Origin of the sequence: Achromobacter sp. ACM01 (assembly GCF_014851745.1) — a bacterium.
Classification (GTDB): domain Bacteria; phylum Pseudomonadota; class Gammaproteobacteria; order Burkholderiales; family Burkholderiaceae_B; genus Achromobacter; species Achromobacter aegrifaciens.
The window spans coordinates 233,358-252,249 of sequence record NZ_JACVAF010000006.1 but is presented as its reverse complement, the minus strand read 5'-3'; the positions used below and the strand labels follow the sequence as shown (position 1 = coordinate 252,249).

The window sequence follows — 18,892 nt, the reverse complement described above, 5'->3', positions numbered from 1 at the left end:
ATGACCAATCCCCCTCCCCCGTACCGGGCAGTCATACTCTGCGGCGGTTCAGGCTCGCGCCTGTGGCCGCTGTCGCGCGAGCTGCTGCCCAAGCAGTTCATCCGTTTGACCGATGACCGCAGCCTGCTGCAGAACACCCTGCTGCGGCTGGGTTCGGCGGATGCGCAGGCCCGGCCCACCCTGGTCTGCAACGACGCGCACCGCTATATCGCGGCGGAGCAGGCGCTGGAGCTGGGCATCAAGGACGTGGAAGTGATCCTGGAGCCTTTCGCGCGCAACACGGCGCCGGCAATCGCCGCGGCCACCCTGCGCGCCATGCGCGACGGCGAGGACCCGGTCATGCTGATCATGCCGTCGGACCACGTGCTGGAAGACGGCGAGGTACTGCGCGCCGCCTTCGCCGAAGCCTACAAGGCCGCCTTGCAAGGCGCCCTGGTGACCTTTGGCATCACGCCCACCGCGCCGCTCAGCGGCTACGGCTACATCCAGGCGGACGAGCCCGGCGTCATGGCCCCCGCCCGCCGCGTGCGCCGCTTCGTTGAAAAGCCCTCGCCCGAGGTGGCGCAGCGCTTCATCGACGATGGCGGCTATTACTGGAACAGCGGCATGTTCGCCTTCCAGGCCTCGGTATTCCTGTCGGAAATGGCGCGCCTGGCGCCCAAGATGCTGGAACAGGTGCAGGCGGCGGTGGCCATCGGACATGGCGAGAATTCGCTTTTCCACCTGGACGGCCCGTCCTTCGAGGCCTGCCCCAGCGATTCCATGGACTACGCCATCATGGAGCGCACCGACAGCGCCGTGGTCATCCCGCTGGCCGCCTCGTGGAGCGATGTGGGCGCCTGGGACGCGGTCTGGGGTATCGCCCAGAAGACGGTGGAAGGCAACTCCACCACCGGCGACGTCATGGTGGAGGATTCGCGCAACTGCCTGATCCACTCCACCAGCCGGCTGGTGGCCTCGGTGGGCCTGGACGACATCGTCGTGATCGAAACCGCCGACGCCGTGCTGGTGGCGCACAAATCGCGCTCGCAGGACGTCAAGCGGCTGGTCGAGATCTTCAAGACGCAGCACCGCTCGGAACTGAACCATCACCGCGAAGTGCAGCGGCCCTGGGGATCCTACGACTCGGTCGGCCAGGGGCCGCGCTACCAGGTCAAGCGCATCACGGTGAAGCCCGGCGCGCGCCTGTCCTCACAGATGCACCATCACCGGGCCGAGCATTGGATCGTGGTTTCCGGCACGGCGCGCATCTACAACGGCGACAAGCAATACCTGCTGACCGAGAACCAGTCGACCTACATCCCGCTGGGCGAGATCCACAGCCTGGAGAACCCGGGAAAGATCCCGCTGGAAATCATCGAGGTGCAATCGGGCGCCTACCTGGGTGAAGACGACATCGTCAGATTCCAGGACATGTATGGCCGGGTTTGAAAAAGAGGTGCCCCCGCCCTTCTTCAGACCGGGCATGGCCCGGATCTGCCTGCCGCTTGCCGGGCTGTTCTTCGCCGTACTGGTAACGATAGGCAACCTGCCGGGCCTGGCCGCCGAGATGTCGGACGCCTTTGGGGACAAGCGTCTGCATCTTGCGGCTTACGCCTTCCTGACCACGTTGATCTATTTCTCGGTCAACCGGCGCCCGGCGCTGACGGCCTTGGTGGCGATTGCCATGCTGGGTGCGCTGGATGAAGCAATCCAGTCCCTTTTTCCCTATCGACAGGCTGAATTATTAGACCTTTTGGCCGATATCTCAGCGGCTGGTGCAACAGTAATCTCATTGCACATTGGTACCGCAGCCTTCGGCTCCTTTCGTGCAGTCACTAAGTCTTAAGGATACAACCATGCCAAAACGGGCACTGATTACCGGCGTTACTGGCCAAGACGGGGCCTATCTGGCGGAGTTTCTGCTGGCCAAGGGCTATGAGGTCCACGGCATCAAGCGGCGTGCTTCGCTGTTCAATACCGCCCGGATCGACCATCTGTACCAGGATCCGCATGACCAGCCCCGCAATTTCGTGCTGCATCACGGCGATATGACCGACTCTTGCAGCCTGATCCGCATCGTGCAGTCGGTGCAGCCCGACGAGATCTACAACCTGGCCGCTCAAAGCCATGTCGGCGTCTCGTTCGAGGAACCCGAATACACGGCCAACGCCGACGGCCTGGGCACCCTGCGTCTCCTGGAAGCCATCCGCATCCTGAAGCTGGAGAACAAGGCCCGCTTCTACCAGGCCTCCACCTCCGAGCTGTATGGCCTGGTGCAAGAGACGCCGCAAAAGGAAACCACGCCGTTCTATCCGCGCAGCCCGTATGCGGCGGCCAAGCTGTACGCCTACTGGATCAGCGTGAATTACCGCGAAGCCTATGGCATGTATGCCTGCAACGGCATCCTGTTCAACCACGAATCGCCCAAGCGCGGCGAGACCTTCGTCACGCGCAAGATCACCCGCGGCCTGGCCCGCATCGTGCTCGGCCTGCAGGAATGCCTGTACCTGGGCAACCTGTCCGCCCTGCGCGACTGGGGCCACGCCCGCGACTACGTCGAAATGCAATGGCTGATGCTGCAGCAGGACACGCCCGAGGACTACGTCATCGCGACCGGCATGCAATACAGCGTGCGCGAATTCATCAATACCGCCGCGCGCGAGCTGGGCATCCTGCTGGCCTGGGAAGGCGAAGGACTGGAAGAGACCGCCACCGTGCTGTTCTCGCCGGTCCATGACGTCAAGCCCGGCCAGGTCATCGTCCGGGTGGATCCGCGCTACTTCCGCCCGACGGAAGTGGAGACCCTGCTGGGCGATCCGACCAAGGCGCGCGAAAAGCTGGGATGGTCGCCCCGCACCTCCTTCGCGCAACTGGTCAAGGAAATGGTCGAGAGCGATCTGCGCGACGCCCGGCGCGATGCGCTGGTCGAGCAGAACGGCTACGAAATCTACGCCTACAAGGAGTAGCACGACATGACGAACCTGGAGCAACGCGTCTTCGTCGCCGGCCACCGCGGCATGGTGGGCGCCGCGATCACCCGCGAGCTGCAACGCCGCGGGTACCGCAACGTGCTGACCCGCGGCCGGGAAGAGCTGGATCTGGAAAACCAGAATCAGGTCAACCGCTTCTTCTCGACCACGCCGGTCGACGTGGTGTACCTGGCCGCGGCCAAGGTGGGCGGCATCCTCGCCAACCAGACGCATCCGGTGGAGTTCCTGTACAAGAACCTGATGATCCAGTGCAACGTGATCCGCGCCGCGTATGCGGCCGGCGTGCGCAAGCTGCTGTTTCTGGGTTCGTCATGCATCTATCCGCGCGAAGCTCCTCAGCCGATCCGCGAGGACGCCTTGCTGACGGGGCCGCTGGAGGCGACCAACGAGCCCTACGCCATCGCCAAGATCGCGGGCCTGAAGCTGTGCGAGGCCTATCAGCGCGAATTCGGCGCGCGCTTCATCTGCGCCATGCCGACCAATCTGTATGGCCAGCATGACAACTACGACCTGCAAAGCAGCCACGTGCTGCCCGCGCTGATCCGCAAATTCCACGAAGGGCGGGAATCTGGCCAGGAAAGCGTGAGCATCTGGGGCACCGGCGCGCCGCTGCGGGAGTTCCTGTACGTGGACGACCTGGCGCAGGCCTGCGTCATGCTGATGGAGCATCCGCAGGCGGAAGGCATCTACAACATCGGCGCCGGGCAGGACATCTCGATCGCCGACCTGGCCAGGCTGGTGGCCCGCGTGGTCGGCTACGAGGGCAACATCGTCTACGACAGCAGCAAGCCCGACGGCACGCCGCGCAAGCTGATGGACTCGGCCCGCATGCAGGCGCTGGGCTGGAAACCGGAGATCTCACTGACGCATGGCATCACGCTGGCCTACGGGCACTTCCTGCGTGAACGCACCCAGCATGCGCTGCCCGTGGCCTGACGGCCTCGCCAGAACCCCTATGCCCACAGGCCCCAGCCATGTTCGGATTCCTGAGGAAACACATCGCCGGCAATGCCTCCTTCTGGGGGCTGGTGGAGTATGGCATCGGCCCCGTCGCGGCGCTGGTGGCCTTGCCCATCCTGTTCCGGCAGCTGGGAACGGTGGGCTTCGGCCAGTACTCGATGATCATCGCCCTGGCCGGCTTCGGCAATGCCGCCAACCTGGGCGCGGCGGTGACGGCGACCAAGCTGGTTTCCGAACGCATGCACGAACCGGGCGGCGCCTATCGCGCAGCCGGCGTAAGCATGTCGCTGATCGGCTGCGCGCTGGGGGTCGTGACCCTGGCCGCAGTGCTGCTGTGGGGAGTGGTGGGCCTGGGCTGGCCGGCGGCCACCTTCGGCGGCGTGGCGGTGACGATGCTTGCCATGCCCGCCCTGGCCATCTACCTGACGCAGCAATATGACCAACTGTTTTCCGGATGCCTGAAAGGGCGTGAAGACTTCCGCGCCACGGCGCTGTGCGAGGTCTTCAGCCGCACCGGCACGATGGGGCTGGCTTGCGCCACGGCCTGGCTGACGGCCTCCCCCACCTGGACCGGCCTGGCGCAGGCGCTGGGACTCCTGATCGCGGGCAGCGTGAAGATGCGCGTATTCGCGCGCACCTATGGACGCATCCTGGTGCGCCCGGTGCGCGACCGCGCCGCCATGATGGACGCCTTCCGCTTCTCCCGCTGGTCCTGGCTGAACAGCCTGAGCGCCCTGGCCTTCGGTTCGGTGGACAGGGTGCTGGTCGGCAGTCTCATGGGTCCGGCGGCGCTGGCCATCTACACGGTCGGCGTGCAGGTCGGCCAGATCATCCATACCGCGTCGGTCGCGATCTTCCAGAAGGCCATGCCGCGCGTCACCCGCCTGTCGGTTTCGCCGCCCTATCCGGGCGCCGTCGAACGCGAGATCCGCCGCATGATGCTGTGGAACCTGGCGCTGTCGGCCAGCGCCACGCTGGCGGTGCTGGCGGTCAGTCATCCGCTTCTGAACCTGCTGCTGGGGGACAACGTCGCCAGCGGCCATCTGGGCACCTTCCAGTTGCTGATCGTGGCCTCCGGGCTGCTGTCCTTGAACGCCGCAGCGCACTTTTCCCTGCTGGGCCTGGGCAATTCACGCGCCGTCGCCATCCTGAACGGCCTGGGCGGCCTGGCGATGCTGTGCGTCATGGCGGGACTGGTACACGCGGCGGGGGAACACGCCGCGGCATGGGGCCGCATGGCCTACGCGGCGATCACGCTGGCCGGCGTGGCCCTCGCCATCCGTCAATCCCGCCCAGAATTTCCGGGCGCCTTGCCTGCGGCCACCCGTTAACTCATATGCTGAGGTCCTACATGCGCAAGCGTCATAACGAGTATTCACGTCAGCTCATCGACTTCGTCCGCGAGTTGCGGCCGCCGGCGCCGATTGCCGGCAGCCTGTTGCCGAAAGTGACCATCGTTACTCCCTCGTTCAACCAGGCCCGCTTCCTGGAGCGCACCATCCTGTCCGTGCTGAACCAGGGCTATCCGCGGCTGGAGTACATCATCATCGACGGCGGCTCCACCGACGGCAGCGTGGACATCATCCGCAAGTATGAGCGCTACCTGACGTACTGGGAGAGCACGCCCGACCGCGGCCAGTCGCATGCCATCAACAAGGGCTTCGAACGCGCCACCGGCGACTATGTGGGCTGGCAAAACTCCGACGACCTGTACTTCCCCGGCGCCTTGCGCAAGCTGGGCGCGGCCGCCTCCAAGGGACGCGCGCCCATCGTCAGCGGCAACCTGTTCGTGGCGGACGCCGACAACAAGATCTTCCGCAAGATCCATTACACGCCGGTCAACCGCGGCACGCTGACGGTGGTGAAGGCGTCCATCCCGAACCAGTCCGCGATCTTCCGCCGCGACCTGCTGCAGAAGTACGGGCTCCTGCAGGAGAGCATGCGCTACTGCATGGACCTGGAGCTGTGGAGCCGGCTGCTGCGCGAAGGCAAGAACCTGATCGTCCCGGACGCAATGGGCGTGTACACCGCCCATGACGAAACCAAGACGGCGCTGATGCAGGACGTGCTGCTCGAAGAGCGCGAGCAGATCGTCTCGCGCATCCGCCGCACGGAGCCGGGCCTGGGAAAGCTGTTCGAACTGTCGTGCCGGGCGTCCAAGGTGGCCGCCCACGCACGGCAGGGCGACCTGTCCTATCTGTTCGAAAAGCTGACCACCAGGATTTTCGGACGAGACGACTGGGCTTCGCACTAGCGCCTGTCCATACCGGGAAGAGCCACAATGACCACGCACCGCCGCTTATCGACCCTGCATCTGCTGGGCATGTTCGCCTTCACGGCGCTGGCCCTGAACGACGATCACTTCGTCCTGGGCGTCGGCAGCTTCAAGCTGTCGCCCTTCGATTTCCTGTTCGTCGCCATGCTGGTGGTCAAGATGCTGCGGCTCGCGGATCCCGCGGCCTATGCGCTGCCCCGCGGCATGCTGGGCATGCTGCTGGGAATCCAGTGCGTGTCGGTGATCTATCTGCTTCTGGTGTCGCTGCATCATCCCGGCATCGAGACCGGCGATGTCGCGCGGGACCTGCGCATCGTGTTCTATTTTCTGTGCACGCCCTTTCTTTGCTACAAGGACATCGACAGCCCGGCCGCCTACGCGGTGCTGCAGAAGTACATCGTGGCGGCCTGCCTGGCCGTGGCCACGCTGATGTTGGCCGAACAGCTGCAAGGCTTCAGCGTGGCGAATCCGCTGCGCAACGTGCGGCTGGGCGTATGGGCCATTCCGTTCGGCGTGGTGTCTCTGCTGTACTTCCGGCGCACGCTCAACGTTTCCGGACCCAAGGCTTACGCGCTGACGGTCTATATGCTGCTGGCCCTGGTGTTCTCGCTGAACCGCAGCCAATACCTGCAGCTGGCGATCTCGGTCTTCATCGCCGTGCTGTTGGGCGCGGGTCCCGAGATCCGGCGCCGCGCCGTGCTGGTCTTTGCGCCGGCGGCAGTCGCCGGGGTGCTGGTCTTCGCCGCGATCGGCTACCTGGACGTGCTCACCAATCGCATCTTCAGCGTCGAGCGCCTGGACGAGGACTCCAGCTACGGCGCGCGCGTCCAGGAAATGCAGGGGCAAATGGACTTCTTCGCGGAGAGTCCGGTGTTCGGCAAGGGCGCGGGCTTTCGCAGCTGGGTCATGGGCGAGAACGGCTTCGAGCTGAGCACCTTCGCCCACAACTCCTGGGCCTTCTACCTGATGAAATTCGGGGTGGTCGGCACCATCATGATCATGCTTCCGCCCGTGCTCATTCTGCTGCTCACGCTGTTGCGACGATATGCGCATCCGGGCCTGGAGCTGCACCGGCGATACCTGCTTGCCACCGCGCCTATCTATATCTTCATCGACTCGCTTTCCGGCGGCCTGGCCTATGCGCCCAAGACCGCCTTCACCGGGTTCCTGCTGTGCTATTGCCTGTCGCTCATGCGCAATGCCCAGATCATGCCCGTGCCAGAACAAAGAACGACATCCGCCCCCAGCCACCGCCCGGACGTTGCGCGCCGGACGCCAACTAGAGTGATCCCACATGCCTGATGTCTTGTTTGTCGCGCCAGACCTGCACGGCGGCGTAGGAAGATGTGTCGCCTTCATCGTGGATGCCTTGCCGGAACAAGGGGTGGATTCCGCCTTGTTCCTGCTGCGTTCGCGCATCCGCGAGTATCCCGTATCCAATCCGAAGGTGACCCGGGCGCTCCCTGTCAACGAATCCCCGACCGCGCTGCGGCTGATGCTGCCCGTGGCCTTTTTCAAGCTGCTCATGCAGATCCGGCGCGACAAGCCCGCCATCGTCTGCTCGCACGGCCTCTTGTGCAACATGCTGGTCGTGGCGGCCAAGAAGCTGCTGCGCGGCAAGTTCGCCACCGTCGCCTTCGAACACAGCAGCCCGGCCATCCACTACGGAGCCTCGCGCATGCGGCGCCTGAAATGCTGGCTGGTCAGCCAGACCTACCGGCGCCACGATGCGGTGGTGGGCGTGTCGCGCGGCGTCAAGGAAGACCTGGTCAGCATGTTTCCGCCGCTGCGCGGCAAGGTCCACACCATCTACAACGGCGTGCCGCTGGAAAATGTGCGCACGCAGGGCGGCCGCGGCGGCGACGACCCCGCGCAGCCCGCCCCCTACCATGTGGTGGCCGTGGGCCGGCTCGAAGCAGTGAAGGATTACGCGACGCTGATCGACGCGGCCGCATTGCTGGATGACCCCGGCATCCGCTTCACCATCCTGGGCGAAGGATCCGAGCATGCCGCCCTGCAAAAACGCATCGATGAGCGCGGCTCACGCAGCCCGGTCACCCTGGCGGGCCATATCGACAACCCGTTCCCGGTGATTGCGGGCGCCGGCGCATTCGCCCTGACCTCCCTGCGCGAGAGCTTCGGCAATGTGCTGGTGGAAGCGCTGTGCCTGGGCGTGCCGGTCATTTCCACCGACTGTCCCCATGGCCCGGCTGAAATCCTGGATTCCGGCCGCTACGGCCTGCTGGTTCCGGTGGGCGACGCCGCGGCCCTGGCCGAGGCGGTGCGCCGCCTGGCCTATGACGCGGAGATGCGTGAACGGTTTGCCGAGCAAGGCCCGGAACGCGCCGACGCCTTTTCCCTGGAACGGCACTGCCGCAACGTCATCGCCCTCTTCCGCCCGCTGATGCAGCGCGGCACGCCCTGAACAGGACAGCATCATGCAGAAGATACCGGTATCGGTCGTCGTCATGACGAAGAACGAGGAACGCAACATCAACAAGTGCCTGAAGGCGCTGGTCGAATTCGACGAAGTATTCGTGGTGGACTCCAACAGCACCGACGCGACCTGCGCGATGGCGACGGCGCTGGGCGCCAAGGTCTCGAACTTCCAGTGGAACGGCAAGTATCCCAAGAAGAAGCAGTGGTGCCTGGAACAGCTGCCGTTTTCGCACCCCGTGGTGCTGTACGTGGACGCGGACGAAGAGATGACGCCCGGCCTGGCCGCGGAAATACGCGAAGCCCTGCCGCGCTTCGCGGCGGGCGCGGGCGGCGCCTTCGTGCCGTTCGATTACGTCTTCTGCGGCAAGAAGCTGGAACACGGCCACCGCGTGTACAAGCTGGCCCTGTTGGCGCGCGACCGCTCGCGCTTCCTGGACTACGACGATCTCGACGTGGCGCATATGTGGGAGGTCGAAGGCCATTACCAGCCGCAGGTCGAAGGCGAAACCTTCGCCCTGCGCCAGCGCATGGTGCACAACGACCATGATTCGCTGTTCCACTACTTCGACAAGCACAACCGCTATTCCGATTGGGAAGCGAACCTGCGCACCAAGGGCCTGATGAACGATCCGCGCGAGGCCAACGTGGGCGCGCGCGCCCTGCTCAAGCGCATCTTCCAGGCCATGCCGTTCAAGGCGCCCATCTCGTTCCTGCATTCCTACGTGTTCCGCCTGGGCTTCCTGGACGGCAAGGCGGGCTACGACTACGCGGTGGCGCGCGCCATGTACTACTGGCAGATCCGCATCAAGACCGAAGAGATCCAGAAGGCGCGGCAGGCCAGCGCCGCCGCGGCGCGTGACGACGCCGTGGCGGGAGCCGCCAAATGAGCGCCCTGCAACAGCTCGACCGTTTTGCGCTGGCGCCCGGCCAGCGCGGCCGCTCCGCCCTGACGGTGCAGCTCTGGTGGACGGTGCAGGCGACGCTGTTCCGCTGGTCGCCGCAAGTTGCCTATGGCTTTCGCCGCTGGCTGCTGCGGTGCTTTGGCGCACGGGTCGGCCGCAAGGTGCTGATCCGGCCCACCGCCACCGTGACCTATCCATGGAAGGTCGAAATCGGCGACTACGCCTGGATTGGGGACGACGCGGTCATCTACAGCCTGGGTCCCATCCACATCGGCGCCCACGCCGTGGTGTCGCAGCGCAGCTACCTCTGCGCTGCAGACCACGATGCGGCGCAACCCGACTTTCCCTTGCGCGAACGCGCCGTGCGCATCGAGGACGGCGCGTGGGTGGCGACCGACGTGTTCATCGGCCCCGGCGTGACCGTCGGGCGTGAAGCCGTGATCGGCGCACGCAGCTCGGTGTTCCGCAACATGCCGCCCGCCATGGTGTGCCACGGCAACCCATGCCGTCCGATCCGCCCGCGCCAGGCTGGCCCGGCATGAAGATCCTCATCTACGGCATCAACTACGCGCCCGAACTCACCGGCATCGGCAAATACAGCGCCGAACTGGCCGAATGGCTGGCCGCGCGCGGCCACGAAGTCAGCGTGGTGACGGCCCCGCCCTACTATCCGCAGTGGCAGGTGCACGAAGGCTATCGCGCCAGCCGTTACCGCAAGGAAACCCTGCGCGGCGTCACCGTACGCCGCGCGCCGCTCTGGGTTCCCGGACGGCCGGGCGGCCTCAAGCGCCTGATCCACCTGGCCAGCTTCGCCCTGTCCAGCCTGCCCTCGCTGTTGCGCGCGGCCGCCGGGCGGCCGGACATCATCCTGGTGGTGGAGCCCGCGCTCTTCTGCGCGCCCGCCGCCTGGCTGGCGGCGCGGCTTTGCGGCGCCCGCGCCTGGCTGCACATCCAGGACTATGAAGTGGACGCCGCGTTCGAGCTGGGGCTGCTCAAGGGCGCCGGCCTGCGCGCCATGGTGCTCAGGGCCGAACGCTGGCTGATGCGCCGCTTCGACCGCGTGTCGACCATATCCAGCCGCATGCTGGACCTGGCGCGGGCCAAGGGCGTGGACCCGGGCCGCGCGGTGCTGCTGCCCAACTGGATCGATGTCGATGCGATTGCGCCGCGCGCCGGCGGCGGCAACTACCGCGCCGAACTGGGCATTCCGCACGACGCGATCGTTGCGCTTTATTCAGGCAACATGGGCGGCAAGCAGGGCCTGCAGACCCTGGCCGACGTGGCCCGCAGGCTCAGCCGCGAGACGCGCCTGTGGTTCGTCTTCTGCGGCCAGGGTCCTGAACGCGCGCCGCTGCAGCAGCAATGCGAGGGCCTGGCCCGCGTCGTCTTCCTGGACCTGCAGCCTGCCGAACGCCTGGGCGAATTGCTCAATACCGCCGACATCCATCTGCTGCCCCAACGCGCCGGCGCCGCCGACCTGGTGATGCCGTCCAAGCTGACTGGCATGCTGGCCAGCGGCCGGCCCGTGGTGTGCGGTGCCTCGCCCGGCACCGAGCTGGCCGGCGTGGTCGCGCGCTGCGGCCTGCTGACGCCGCCGGAAGACGGAGCGGCCATGGCCGAGGCGGTGCGCAAGCTCAGCTACAACGCGCAGATCCGCGAAACCCTGGGCGCCGCGGCGCGCCAGTATGCGCAGACGCATCTGCACGTGGACAGCGTGCTGGCTGCCGCGGAACAGGAATTCGAAGCGCTGATAGCGGCCAAGGGCAAGCATGCGGCCCGCGGCGCGGGCGTTTGAACGTCCGCACGGCGCCGCACAAGCCTGCCGCATCTGCTGCGCGCAGGCCGTCAACGTTGCGATGAGTTCAATTTTCTCTTGGCGGTTGGCGACGGGTTACGCGCACTCGAGACCGATGCGCTTGCATCAAGTCTCTCGCGCTTGACCCATCCTACGCGTCTGGGTCGTGCTTGGCGGGCGCTGCGCCGTTGCCGCTTCTGACCAGTCCCATCTGCACCGCGATGTAGGCTGCCTCGGCCTGGTTACGCGCGTTCAGCTTCCAGTACAGCGTGCGCGCGTGGCTCTTCACGGTGGCCACCGAGATGCCGACCTGCTGGCCGATCTCCCGCATGGTCTTGCCCTGCACCAGCAATTGCAGGATCTCTTCCTGCCGTTGGGTCAGCTCCCTCAGCTCCTGGGTTGGCGGATGCGAGGCGCCCTGAGGTCGGGCCGCGGGCTGCGGATAGCATTCGCCGCCCGCCATGACGAGGCTGACCGCCGCCGCCAGCGCATCGGGGCTGGAGGCCTTGGGCATGTAGCCCGCGACGCCTGCCCGCGCACACGCCGCCATGACGCCCGGGTCCAGCACCGAATAAAGCACCAGCACCAGCCGCGGCATGAAGAACGCCATCGATTGGGACAGGAGTCCGACGTCCTGCTCGGCCAGGCCGCTGCAACCCATCACCAGCAACTCCACCGGGCGGTTGATCGAACTGGACATGGTGAGCAATTGGGCTGGCGAGATGGCCAGAATGTCGTCGGTGTTCCGCGCACGCTCCAGCACATGCTGGATCGCGACACGGAGCAGAGCGTAGTCTTCGATCAGTACGGTTGTCATCCCGGGGGGAACCTTGTGACGCATGGCCCATACACGGTTCCCATGACGCTGGCGCATCATTGCTGCAACGGCAGGCTGCTGGCGTCACCGACCTCACGGGAATCTCGTCCGCGGCACGGAATCGCGATGGCGAGGCGGAGTTGTTCGCCTTCTCGATCCAGTCTTGCGGACACAACCCATGCTATCAGCGGCTACGTTCGCTGAATCTCGTTCAGGAGGATGATTGGTGGAGGAATGCAGCAGCACTGCGACCGCGGATACTGCTGTGTATGAATTAGCCATGATGGCTATGCGCGCTCCCGGCAGCAACGGAACGCCTTCGTTCCAGGCTGCCGGGCAGGCCGCGCAAACCAATCCCGGCTACCCGAGCTTGCGCCCATAAAGCTGCCCGGCATCCACATCCCTGCCGTTCGGTTCATGCCATTCCAAGGTCGCGCCACGCTGCAGCGCCGCGTATACGGCTTCGCCCTTGTTCTTCACATGCAAGCGCTGGTAAAGCGTGCACGCATGCGTTTTGGCCGTGGCCACCGAAATGTTCAACATCCTGCTGACCGTCTTGATCGGATAGCCGCGCGCCAGCAACACCAGGACTTCGTATTGCCGCGGCGTGATCTGCAGCAGCTGCGCGCCGGCGCTGACGGGCATGGAACCCTTGCTGGCAGCGGCATCGTCGGCATCCCTGGCCGGCAAGGCGCAGACCGTTTGCGCGGGAGCCTGCAATGCCTGTTCGCTGGGGAAGCACTGCCCTCCCGCCATGACCAGGCGGATGGCCGCTTCAAGGATTTCCACCGATGCCGTCTTCATGAGGCAACCGTAGACGCTTGCCCCGGGCAACCCTTGTACCGGCATGGGCAGGGGCATGACGTCCGTCAGCAGCAGGATCCGCTTGGGCGTGAGCACGCGCTGGATTTCATGCAGCGCGCTCCACGCTTCGTCGGTATCCACCGGCAATCCATAGATCAACAGGTCGGCGCCCGCGTGCACGCCGTCCGCCTTGGAGATGTCAGCCAAACCCATCCCCTCGATTTCCCACACATCATCCAACTTGCTCAGAATCTGCCACAACCCCAACCGCAGGAGCGGATGGGCTTCAATCAGGACCATCTTGGCCATGGTGTCCTCCCGGTTTTTCGACGGGCCTAGAAGGGATCTTCGCTGTGCTGAAGACTATTTTTTTTCCAACCCTGCGATGCGAGTCCGCAATATTCCGGAATATCTAATGAAGCTGAACCGGAGCATTTGGGCTGGGAGACTTTGGTAGCCAACATAACGGATGGCATGGACCCATCTTATGGTTCGAAATTGTCAAAATCAAGACGTTTCGGCTCGATATAATCCGACAAAAACAGAAATCATTCGTTAGCCTTAATCATCATCGTAAATCTGGACGAGACGCGCATCTCATCCATTCCGGCGCTAGGGTTTTCACCAGGAATTCCCCATGAGGAGCTTGCGCTTTCCCTATGGAAGATGCAGGTCCGGCGCGGGTCGCAGGCTAAGGCAGGCCGCTGTTACAGGCGTAAAAAAGCCGCGCCGCGGCATCCGCCGGGCGCGGCCTGGAAGTTCCGGAATCAGGACAATAACTGTCTATATGTTTCCGCGGACACATCAAGCCCGTGCGTCTTTCTCGTAATCGAAATATAGGTAACATTTTTATTTTTGCGTTTCCGGCACGATTTACTCCATATAGGCGAAGTCAAATACCGTATGCCCGCCCTGATGATGCCAATGGTGCATCGAAGCATGACGTTTTCTCAGGAAGCTCGCGTAGTGGATTTCGCCGTCCGTTTCCACATAGGTGGACGGCGTTAGTTCCTCTATCCGGTTCAACGACACGCCCTTGCCGTAGTGGCAGAAGCCCTGGTACTGGGCGCAGCGGATCACCTCTCCGCCAGGCGACACAACGATTCCGGCGTTGCGGGCCCGCATCGGGTTGCGCACGATGGGGTTGCAGGCATGCGGCGTCCACTCGGTCGAGCGCGGCGAATCCGAAAAGAAAGCGAATAATTCGTCGCAATGGCTTTGGCCGTCGGTCCGATCGATATTGGTTAATAACCACCAATATTCGCCGTGTTTGAAAATAATGGTGTCGACGGCGGATATATTAGTCATCAAATTTACATCAAGCTCCCATTTGAGCGGAAAATCGGTGCATTTCCAGAGCTCTATACTGCGATTGCCGCAGGTCTCCGGCACCATGTAGGTGACGCCTTCGTGCTCGAATATATATGGGAATGACAGATGGTAGGGCAGGTTCAGGGCCGTGCCCAGCAGGCGGAAAGCCCCGTCGGAGTAGGTCGCAACCGAGATCGTGCCCTTGCGGGAGGTAAAATCGTAATCCTCGAAAAATATATACGGCTTTTTATCCTGGGTATATACAAACGGATCCGCGAAGAATCTGCCCTTGGGCGGCTGCAATACCATGGCCTCGGATACCACCGCCTGCTGCCGGGCAGAAGGAAACATGCCTATCCGCCAGCGCACATTGCGTTTCATGACGCGCCGCACAATCAAATCCGACATTAACCAGGCCTGACGCGCAATATATGCGGCGCTATCCCACTCCACCGGATCCTCGCGCCGCAAGCCGCTCATGATCTGCATGCCCGGCGGCGCAACGCCTTGCTTGACGCGGGCCAGCGCCTGCAGCGCGTCGTACACCATGAAATTGCCCAGGCTGAACGCGCGCGCCTGATTCTTCAACCAGAACACTTCGGTGTTGAAACTGCGCTGGTCCAGCAATTCGTCCTGGTCCTCCCGCGGCCCCACGCGCCAGAGCTTCACCGTGGTGTGATCTTCACGCTGATAGACCTCCCAGAAGCCGGCATAGCGGCTGGTCGCCACCGCAATATCCGAATAACTCAGCTGCCATACGCCCAGCCGCGCCCAGCCCGCCATTTGTTCGCGGGTGGCCGGCGATGCGCCCAGCGTGATGACCAGGTCCAGGCCCAGCGCCGCAACCTGGCTTTGCACCTCGGCCGCGGGCATGCCAGGCGTCAACGACAGGACGGCAGCCGTCTCCGATGACACGCTTTCCCGCATGTCGCGGCACGCAAGCGCCTGCCGCTGCTTTGCCGGCAGCAGCCGCGCTTCCAGGCGCGACAAGGCGCCAAACAACGCGCGCGCCCCCAACCGGGGCGCTTTCTCGCCGCCCTCCTCACTCATCACCAGCAAAGCAGCGACTTCAAAATCCTGGCTATGCGTGAGCCAATCCACCATCTCATGCATCCAGCCGGGTTGCTCGTACCCGTCGACCAGCAGTCCCACTCTGTAGGTTTTCATTTCTCCTGCTCCTGTGCCAGGGCTTGTCGGCCTTCCGTCCGTTACGGCGAACGGACTAGGGCCTGTCATTGCGTATTCAGGGGCGCGACAGATTCAACTCCTCGCGCTGATACTGCGGGGTTTTGCGCCTCCCTTCCAGACCACATTCATCCTAGGTCGGCAGTCCGAGGACGAAAGGCTCAAGGTCATGCGCAAACACTAGGAAATCGTTACTCCCTCCGCATGAGTTTCGTCATCCCTCTGGTGGAGATTGGCGAGAATCCGGCCGGTCCTGAACGCGGGACTTGCGGCCCGCTAGTGGTAAACCCTATTGGGGATAGCCGAGGCTCGCGTCTCAGCCATCTCTCACGCATAATTGTTTTTAAACGAACGTTTGAATTCAACCTTATGCAAGAAATCAGACCGTCCCTCACCCGTGAATCCATCCTGGACACCGCCGAGGCCTTGTTTGCCCAACAAGGACACGATGGCACCTCGATGCGCCAGATCACCGCGGCCGCCGGCGTCAATCTGGCGTCGGTGAACTATCACTTCGGCTCCAAGGAGTCACTCGTGCAGGCGGTGCTCAAACGTCGCCTTGAAGTGCTGAACCGCGAACGCTTGCGACTTTTGGATGAGCTGGAGGCGCAAGCCGAAGGCAGGCCCCTGAAGCCGTCGCAGATCGTGGACGCCTTTTTCGGCACGCTGCTGCGCCTGGCGGCCGATCCCGCGCAGGCCGGCAGCACCTTCCTACCGCTGCTCGAACGCACCATGACGGATCCCTCCGACTTCATCCGCGCGCTGTTCGCGGAGGAGTACGCGGATGTGCTGGAGCGCTACCGCAACGCGCTGTTCGCAGCCCTGCCCGACGTGCCCCGCGCGGAAATCATGTGGCGCTTCCAGTTCATGCTGGGCGCCACCTCGTACGCCATCATCGGCACCGACCTGTTGCGCTCGGTCACGGGCTGGACCATCGACGACGCCGAACAACCGGATAACCCCAACCTGCTGCTGCCGCGCCTGATGAGCTTTCTGCTCGGCGGCCTGCGCTCGCCCCTGCCGCACGTGCCCTGAACGCCAAGCGCCCGCAGACGGAACAGAACCTCCACGGAGACAAGAAAATGAACGCAGTCATCTACGCTCTGGTCATCGTCGCGCTCCTGGCGGCGGTCTTGCTGGGCGTACGTCCGATCCGCCGCGCCCTGCTGTCGGCGCCGATCTTCAACCTGTACCGCAAGGTGCTGCCGCAGATGTCGGACACCGAGCGCGATGCGCTGGAGGCCGGTACGGTGTGGTGGGAAGGCGAACTGTTCCGCGGCCGGCCCGACTGGAGCCGCCTGCTGGCCTATCCCCGCCCGCGCCTGAACGATGACGAGCAGCGTTTCCTCGACGTCCAGGCCGAGGAGGCCTGCCGCATGGTCAACGACTGGCATGTCACGCAGGAAAGCCACGACCTGCCGGCCGAGGTCTGGAGCTACCTGAAGACCCAGGGCTTCCTGGGCATGATCATTCCCAAGGAATACGGCGGCCTGGGGTTCTCGGCCTATGCCCATTCCGAAATCGTGACCAAGCTGTCCACGCGCTCGTCGGCGCTGGCGGTTTCGGTCATGGTGCCCAACTCGCTCGGCCCCGCCGAACTGTTGCTGCACTACGGCACCGACGACCAGAAGAACCACTACCTGCCGCGCCTGGCGCGCGGCGAGGAAGTGCCCGCCTTCGCGTTGACCAGCCCCTGGGCCGGCTCCGACGCCGCCGCCATCCCCGACAGCGGCATCGTCTGCAAGGGCGAATGGCAGGGCCGCGAAGTGATAGGCATGAGGGTCACCTGGGACAAGCGCTACATCACGCTGGCGCCTGTGTGCACCCTGTTGGGCCTGGCGTTCCGCCTGTACGATCCCGACGGCCTGCTGGGCGGCGCGAAAGACCTCGGCATCACTTGCGCGCTGGTGCCGCACGACCATCCGGGCGTGGACACCGGCCGCCGCCATTTCCCGCTGAACGCCATGTTCATGAACGGCCCCACGCGCGGCGCGGACGTCTTCATGCCGCTGGATTTCATCATCGGCGGTCCCGCCATGGCCGGCCAGGGCTGGCGCATGCTGATGGAATGCCTGGCGGCGGGACGCTCGATCTCGCTGCCCTCCTCCAACACCGGCATGTCCAAGCTGACGACCCGGGCGGTGGGCGGCTATGCGCGCGTGCGCAGCCAGTTCCGCACGCCCGTCGGCAAGTTCGAAGGCGTGGAGGAAGCGCTGGCGCGCATCGGCGGCAACACCTACATGATGGACGCCGCGCGCAGCATGACGGCAGGCGCGGTGGACCTGGGCGAAAAGCCATCGGTGGTGTCCGCCATCGTCAAGTACCACGTGACCGAACGCGCGCGCCAGGTCGTCAACGACGGCATGGACGTCATCGGCGGCAAGGGCATCTGCCTGGGCCCGTCCAACTTCCTGGGCCGCGCCTACCAGCAGATTCCGATCGGCATCACGGTGGAAGGGGCCAACATCCTCACGCGCAGCCTGATCATCTTCGGCCAGGGCGCGATCCGCTGCCATCCCTACGTGCTGGCTGAAATGCAGGCCGCGCAATCGTCCGACCGCAAGCAGGGCCTGGACGATTTCGACCGCGCCTTCTGGGGCCACGTGGGCTTCGTCGCGAAGAACAAGCTGCGCGCGCTGGGCACGGCGCTCACGGGCGCGCGCTGGGTCGGCGTCAACGCCGATGTCGCTCCCGAGATGAAGCGCTACTACCAGCTGCTCAGCCGCTACAGTGCCGCCTTCGCGCTGCTGGCGGACACCTCGATGCTGGTGCTGGGCGGCAGCCTCAAGCGCCGCGAGCGCCTGTCGGCGCGCCTGGGCGATGTGCTGTCGCAGATGTACCTGATCAGCGCTACGCTCAAGCGCTTCGAAGACGAAGGCCGCCAGGCGGCCGACGCGCCGCTGGCGCACTGGTCCATCCAGGACGCGCTGTACAAGCTGCAGGAAGCCGTCGAAGGCGTGCTGGACAACTACCCCAACCGTTTCGTGGCCTGGAGCCTGCGCCGCCTGGTCTTCCCCTGGGGCCGCACGCAAGCCCTGCCCTCGGACCAGTTGGGCCAGGACGTGGCGCGATTGCTGATCAATCCCAGCGCGACGCGCGACCGCCTGACCGCCGGCTGCCACCTGCCCGCGACCGAGGCCGAGCCGGTGGGCGCGATCGAGCTGGCGCTGGCCGCCACACTGGATGCCGAGCCCATCGAAGCCAAGATCCGCGAACTCGAAAAGCGCGGCGCGCTTGACGGCAATCCACAGGCCAACGTGCGCGATATCGCCGATGCCGCCTTCGCCATCGGCGGCATCACCGCCGAAGAATATGCAGTGGTGAAACGCCGCAACCGCTTGCGCGACACGGTGGTGAAAGTGGATGATTTCCCCTTTGATTTGCGCGCCGCGGACCAGGGCAGCCCCGCCGCCGAACGCAGGGCCGCCTGAA

The 18,892-nt window shown here is 64.6% G+C and carries 16 protein-coding genes; 13 read left to right on the top strand and 3 right to left on the bottom strand.

The genetic code is table 11. The annotated features are described in order from the left end of the window. Genes IB268_RS26100 through IB268_RS26050 form a run of 11 tightly spaced genes read left to right on the top strand, consistent with a single transcriptional unit; the run spans window position 1 to window position 11,343 of the window. Window positions 1-1,431 (top strand): mannose-1-phosphate guanylyltransferase/mannose-6-phosphate isomerase, encoded by a 1,431-nt coding sequence (locus IB268_RS26100; protein WP_054453067.1) that lies wholly within the window; start codon window positions 1-3, stop codon window positions 1,429-1,431. Window positions 1,432-1,465: 34 nt separating this feature from the next. Next, the gene (locus IB268_RS26095; protein ID WP_054453684.1) at window positions 1,466-1,828 is read left to right on the top strand and encodes a VanZ family protein; all 363 of its coding nucleotides are present in this window, start codon (window positions 1,466-1,468) and stop codon (window positions 1,826-1,828) included. Window positions 1,829-1,838: 10 nt separating this feature from the next. Then, entirely contained in the window at window positions 1,839-2,948 is a 1,110-nt protein-coding gene (gmd, locus tag IB268_RS26090) for a GDP-mannose 4,6-dehydratase (RefSeq protein ID WP_054453069.1), read from the top strand. 6 nt (window positions 2,949-2,954) lie between these two features. After that, window positions 2,955-3,908: a GDP-L-fucose synthase gene (locus IB268_RS26085; RefSeq protein ID WP_054453071.1), complete on the top strand. Its 954-nt coding sequence runs from the start codon at window positions 2,955-2,957 to the stop codon at window positions 3,906-3,908. 38 nt (window positions 3,909-3,946) lie between these two features. Then, complete coding sequence (locus IB268_RS26080) at window positions 3,947-5,263, top strand: oligosaccharide flippase family protein (RefSeq protein WP_175182353.1); 1,317 nt, start codon at window positions 3,947-3,949, stop codon at window positions 5,261-5,263. Between the two features lie 20 nt (window positions 5,264-5,283). Further along, window positions 5,284-6,186: a glycosyltransferase family 2 protein gene (locus IB268_RS26075; RefSeq protein WP_054453076.1), complete on the top strand. Its 903-nt coding sequence runs from the start codon at window positions 5,284-5,286 to the stop codon at window positions 6,184-6,186. Window positions 6,187-6,213: 27 nt separating this feature from the next. Next, entirely contained in the window at window positions 6,214-7,509 is a 1,296-nt protein-coding gene (locus IB268_RS26070) for an O-antigen ligase family protein (RefSeq protein ID WP_054453079.1), read from the top strand. Further along, on the top strand, window positions 7,502-8,632 hold the full coding sequence (locus IB268_RS26065; protein WP_192355012.1) for a glycosyltransferase: 1,131 nt from the start codon (window positions 7,502-7,504) through the stop codon (window positions 8,630-8,632). Before IB268_RS26070 ends, IB268_RS26065 begins: the two co-directional genes overlap by 8 nt. Before the next feature lie 13 nt (window positions 8,633-8,645). After that, a complete protein-coding gene (locus tag IB268_RS26060) occupies window positions 8,646-9,533 on the top strand; it encodes a glycosyltransferase family 2 protein (protein WP_054453084.1) in 888 nt (295 codons plus the stop codon). Continuing rightward, the gene (locus IB268_RS26055) at window positions 9,530-10,090 is read left to right on the top strand and encodes a putative colanic acid biosynthesis acetyltransferase (protein ID WP_054453087.1); all 561 of its coding nucleotides are present in this window, start codon (window positions 9,530-9,532) and stop codon (window positions 10,088-10,090) included. The genes IB268_RS26060 and IB268_RS26055 overlap by 4 nt, the downstream gene beginning before the upstream one ends. After that, entirely contained in the window at window positions 10,087-11,343 is a 1,257-nt protein-coding gene (locus IB268_RS26050; protein WP_054453686.1) for a glycosyltransferase WbuB, read from the top strand. The genes IB268_RS26055 and IB268_RS26050 overlap by 4 nt, the downstream gene beginning before the upstream one ends. A 151-nt stretch (window positions 11,344-11,494) precedes the next feature. Here the strand turns inward: IB268_RS26050 and IB268_RS26045 are convergent, their stop codons facing one another. The 3 genes from IB268_RS26045 to IB268_RS26035 form a co-directional block, all read right to left on the bottom strand. Next, window positions 11,495-12,160: a response regulator transcription factor gene (locus tag IB268_RS26045; RefSeq protein WP_054453089.1), complete on the bottom strand. Its 666-nt coding sequence runs from the start codon at window positions 12,158-12,160 to the stop codon at window positions 11,495-11,497. Between the two features lie 360 nt (window positions 12,161-12,520). Next, on the bottom strand, window positions 12,521-13,273 hold the full coding sequence (locus tag IB268_RS26040) for a response regulator transcription factor (RefSeq protein ID WP_054453091.1): 753 nt from the start codon (window positions 13,271-13,273) through the stop codon (window positions 12,521-12,523). 564 nt (window positions 13,274-13,837) lie between these two features. Beyond that, complete coding sequence (locus IB268_RS26035; protein WP_192355011.1) at window positions 13,838-15,442, bottom strand: hypothetical protein; 1,605 nt, start codon at window positions 15,440-15,442, stop codon at window positions 13,838-13,840. A gap of 387 nt (window positions 15,443-15,829) precedes the next feature. Here IB268_RS26035 and IB268_RS26030 point away from each other — a divergent pair, with 387 nt between their 5' ends. Beyond that, window positions 15,830-16,495: a TetR/AcrR family transcriptional regulator gene (locus tag IB268_RS26030; protein WP_119450031.1), complete on the top strand. Its 666-nt coding sequence runs from the start codon at window positions 15,830-15,832 to the stop codon at window positions 16,493-16,495. Window positions 16,496-16,542: 47 nt separating this feature from the next. After that, a complete protein-coding gene (locus IB268_RS26025; protein ID WP_054453097.1) occupies window positions 16,543-18,891 on the top strand; it encodes an acyl-CoA dehydrogenase in 2,349 nt (782 codons plus the stop codon). Window position 18,892: the final 1 nt, after the last annotated feature.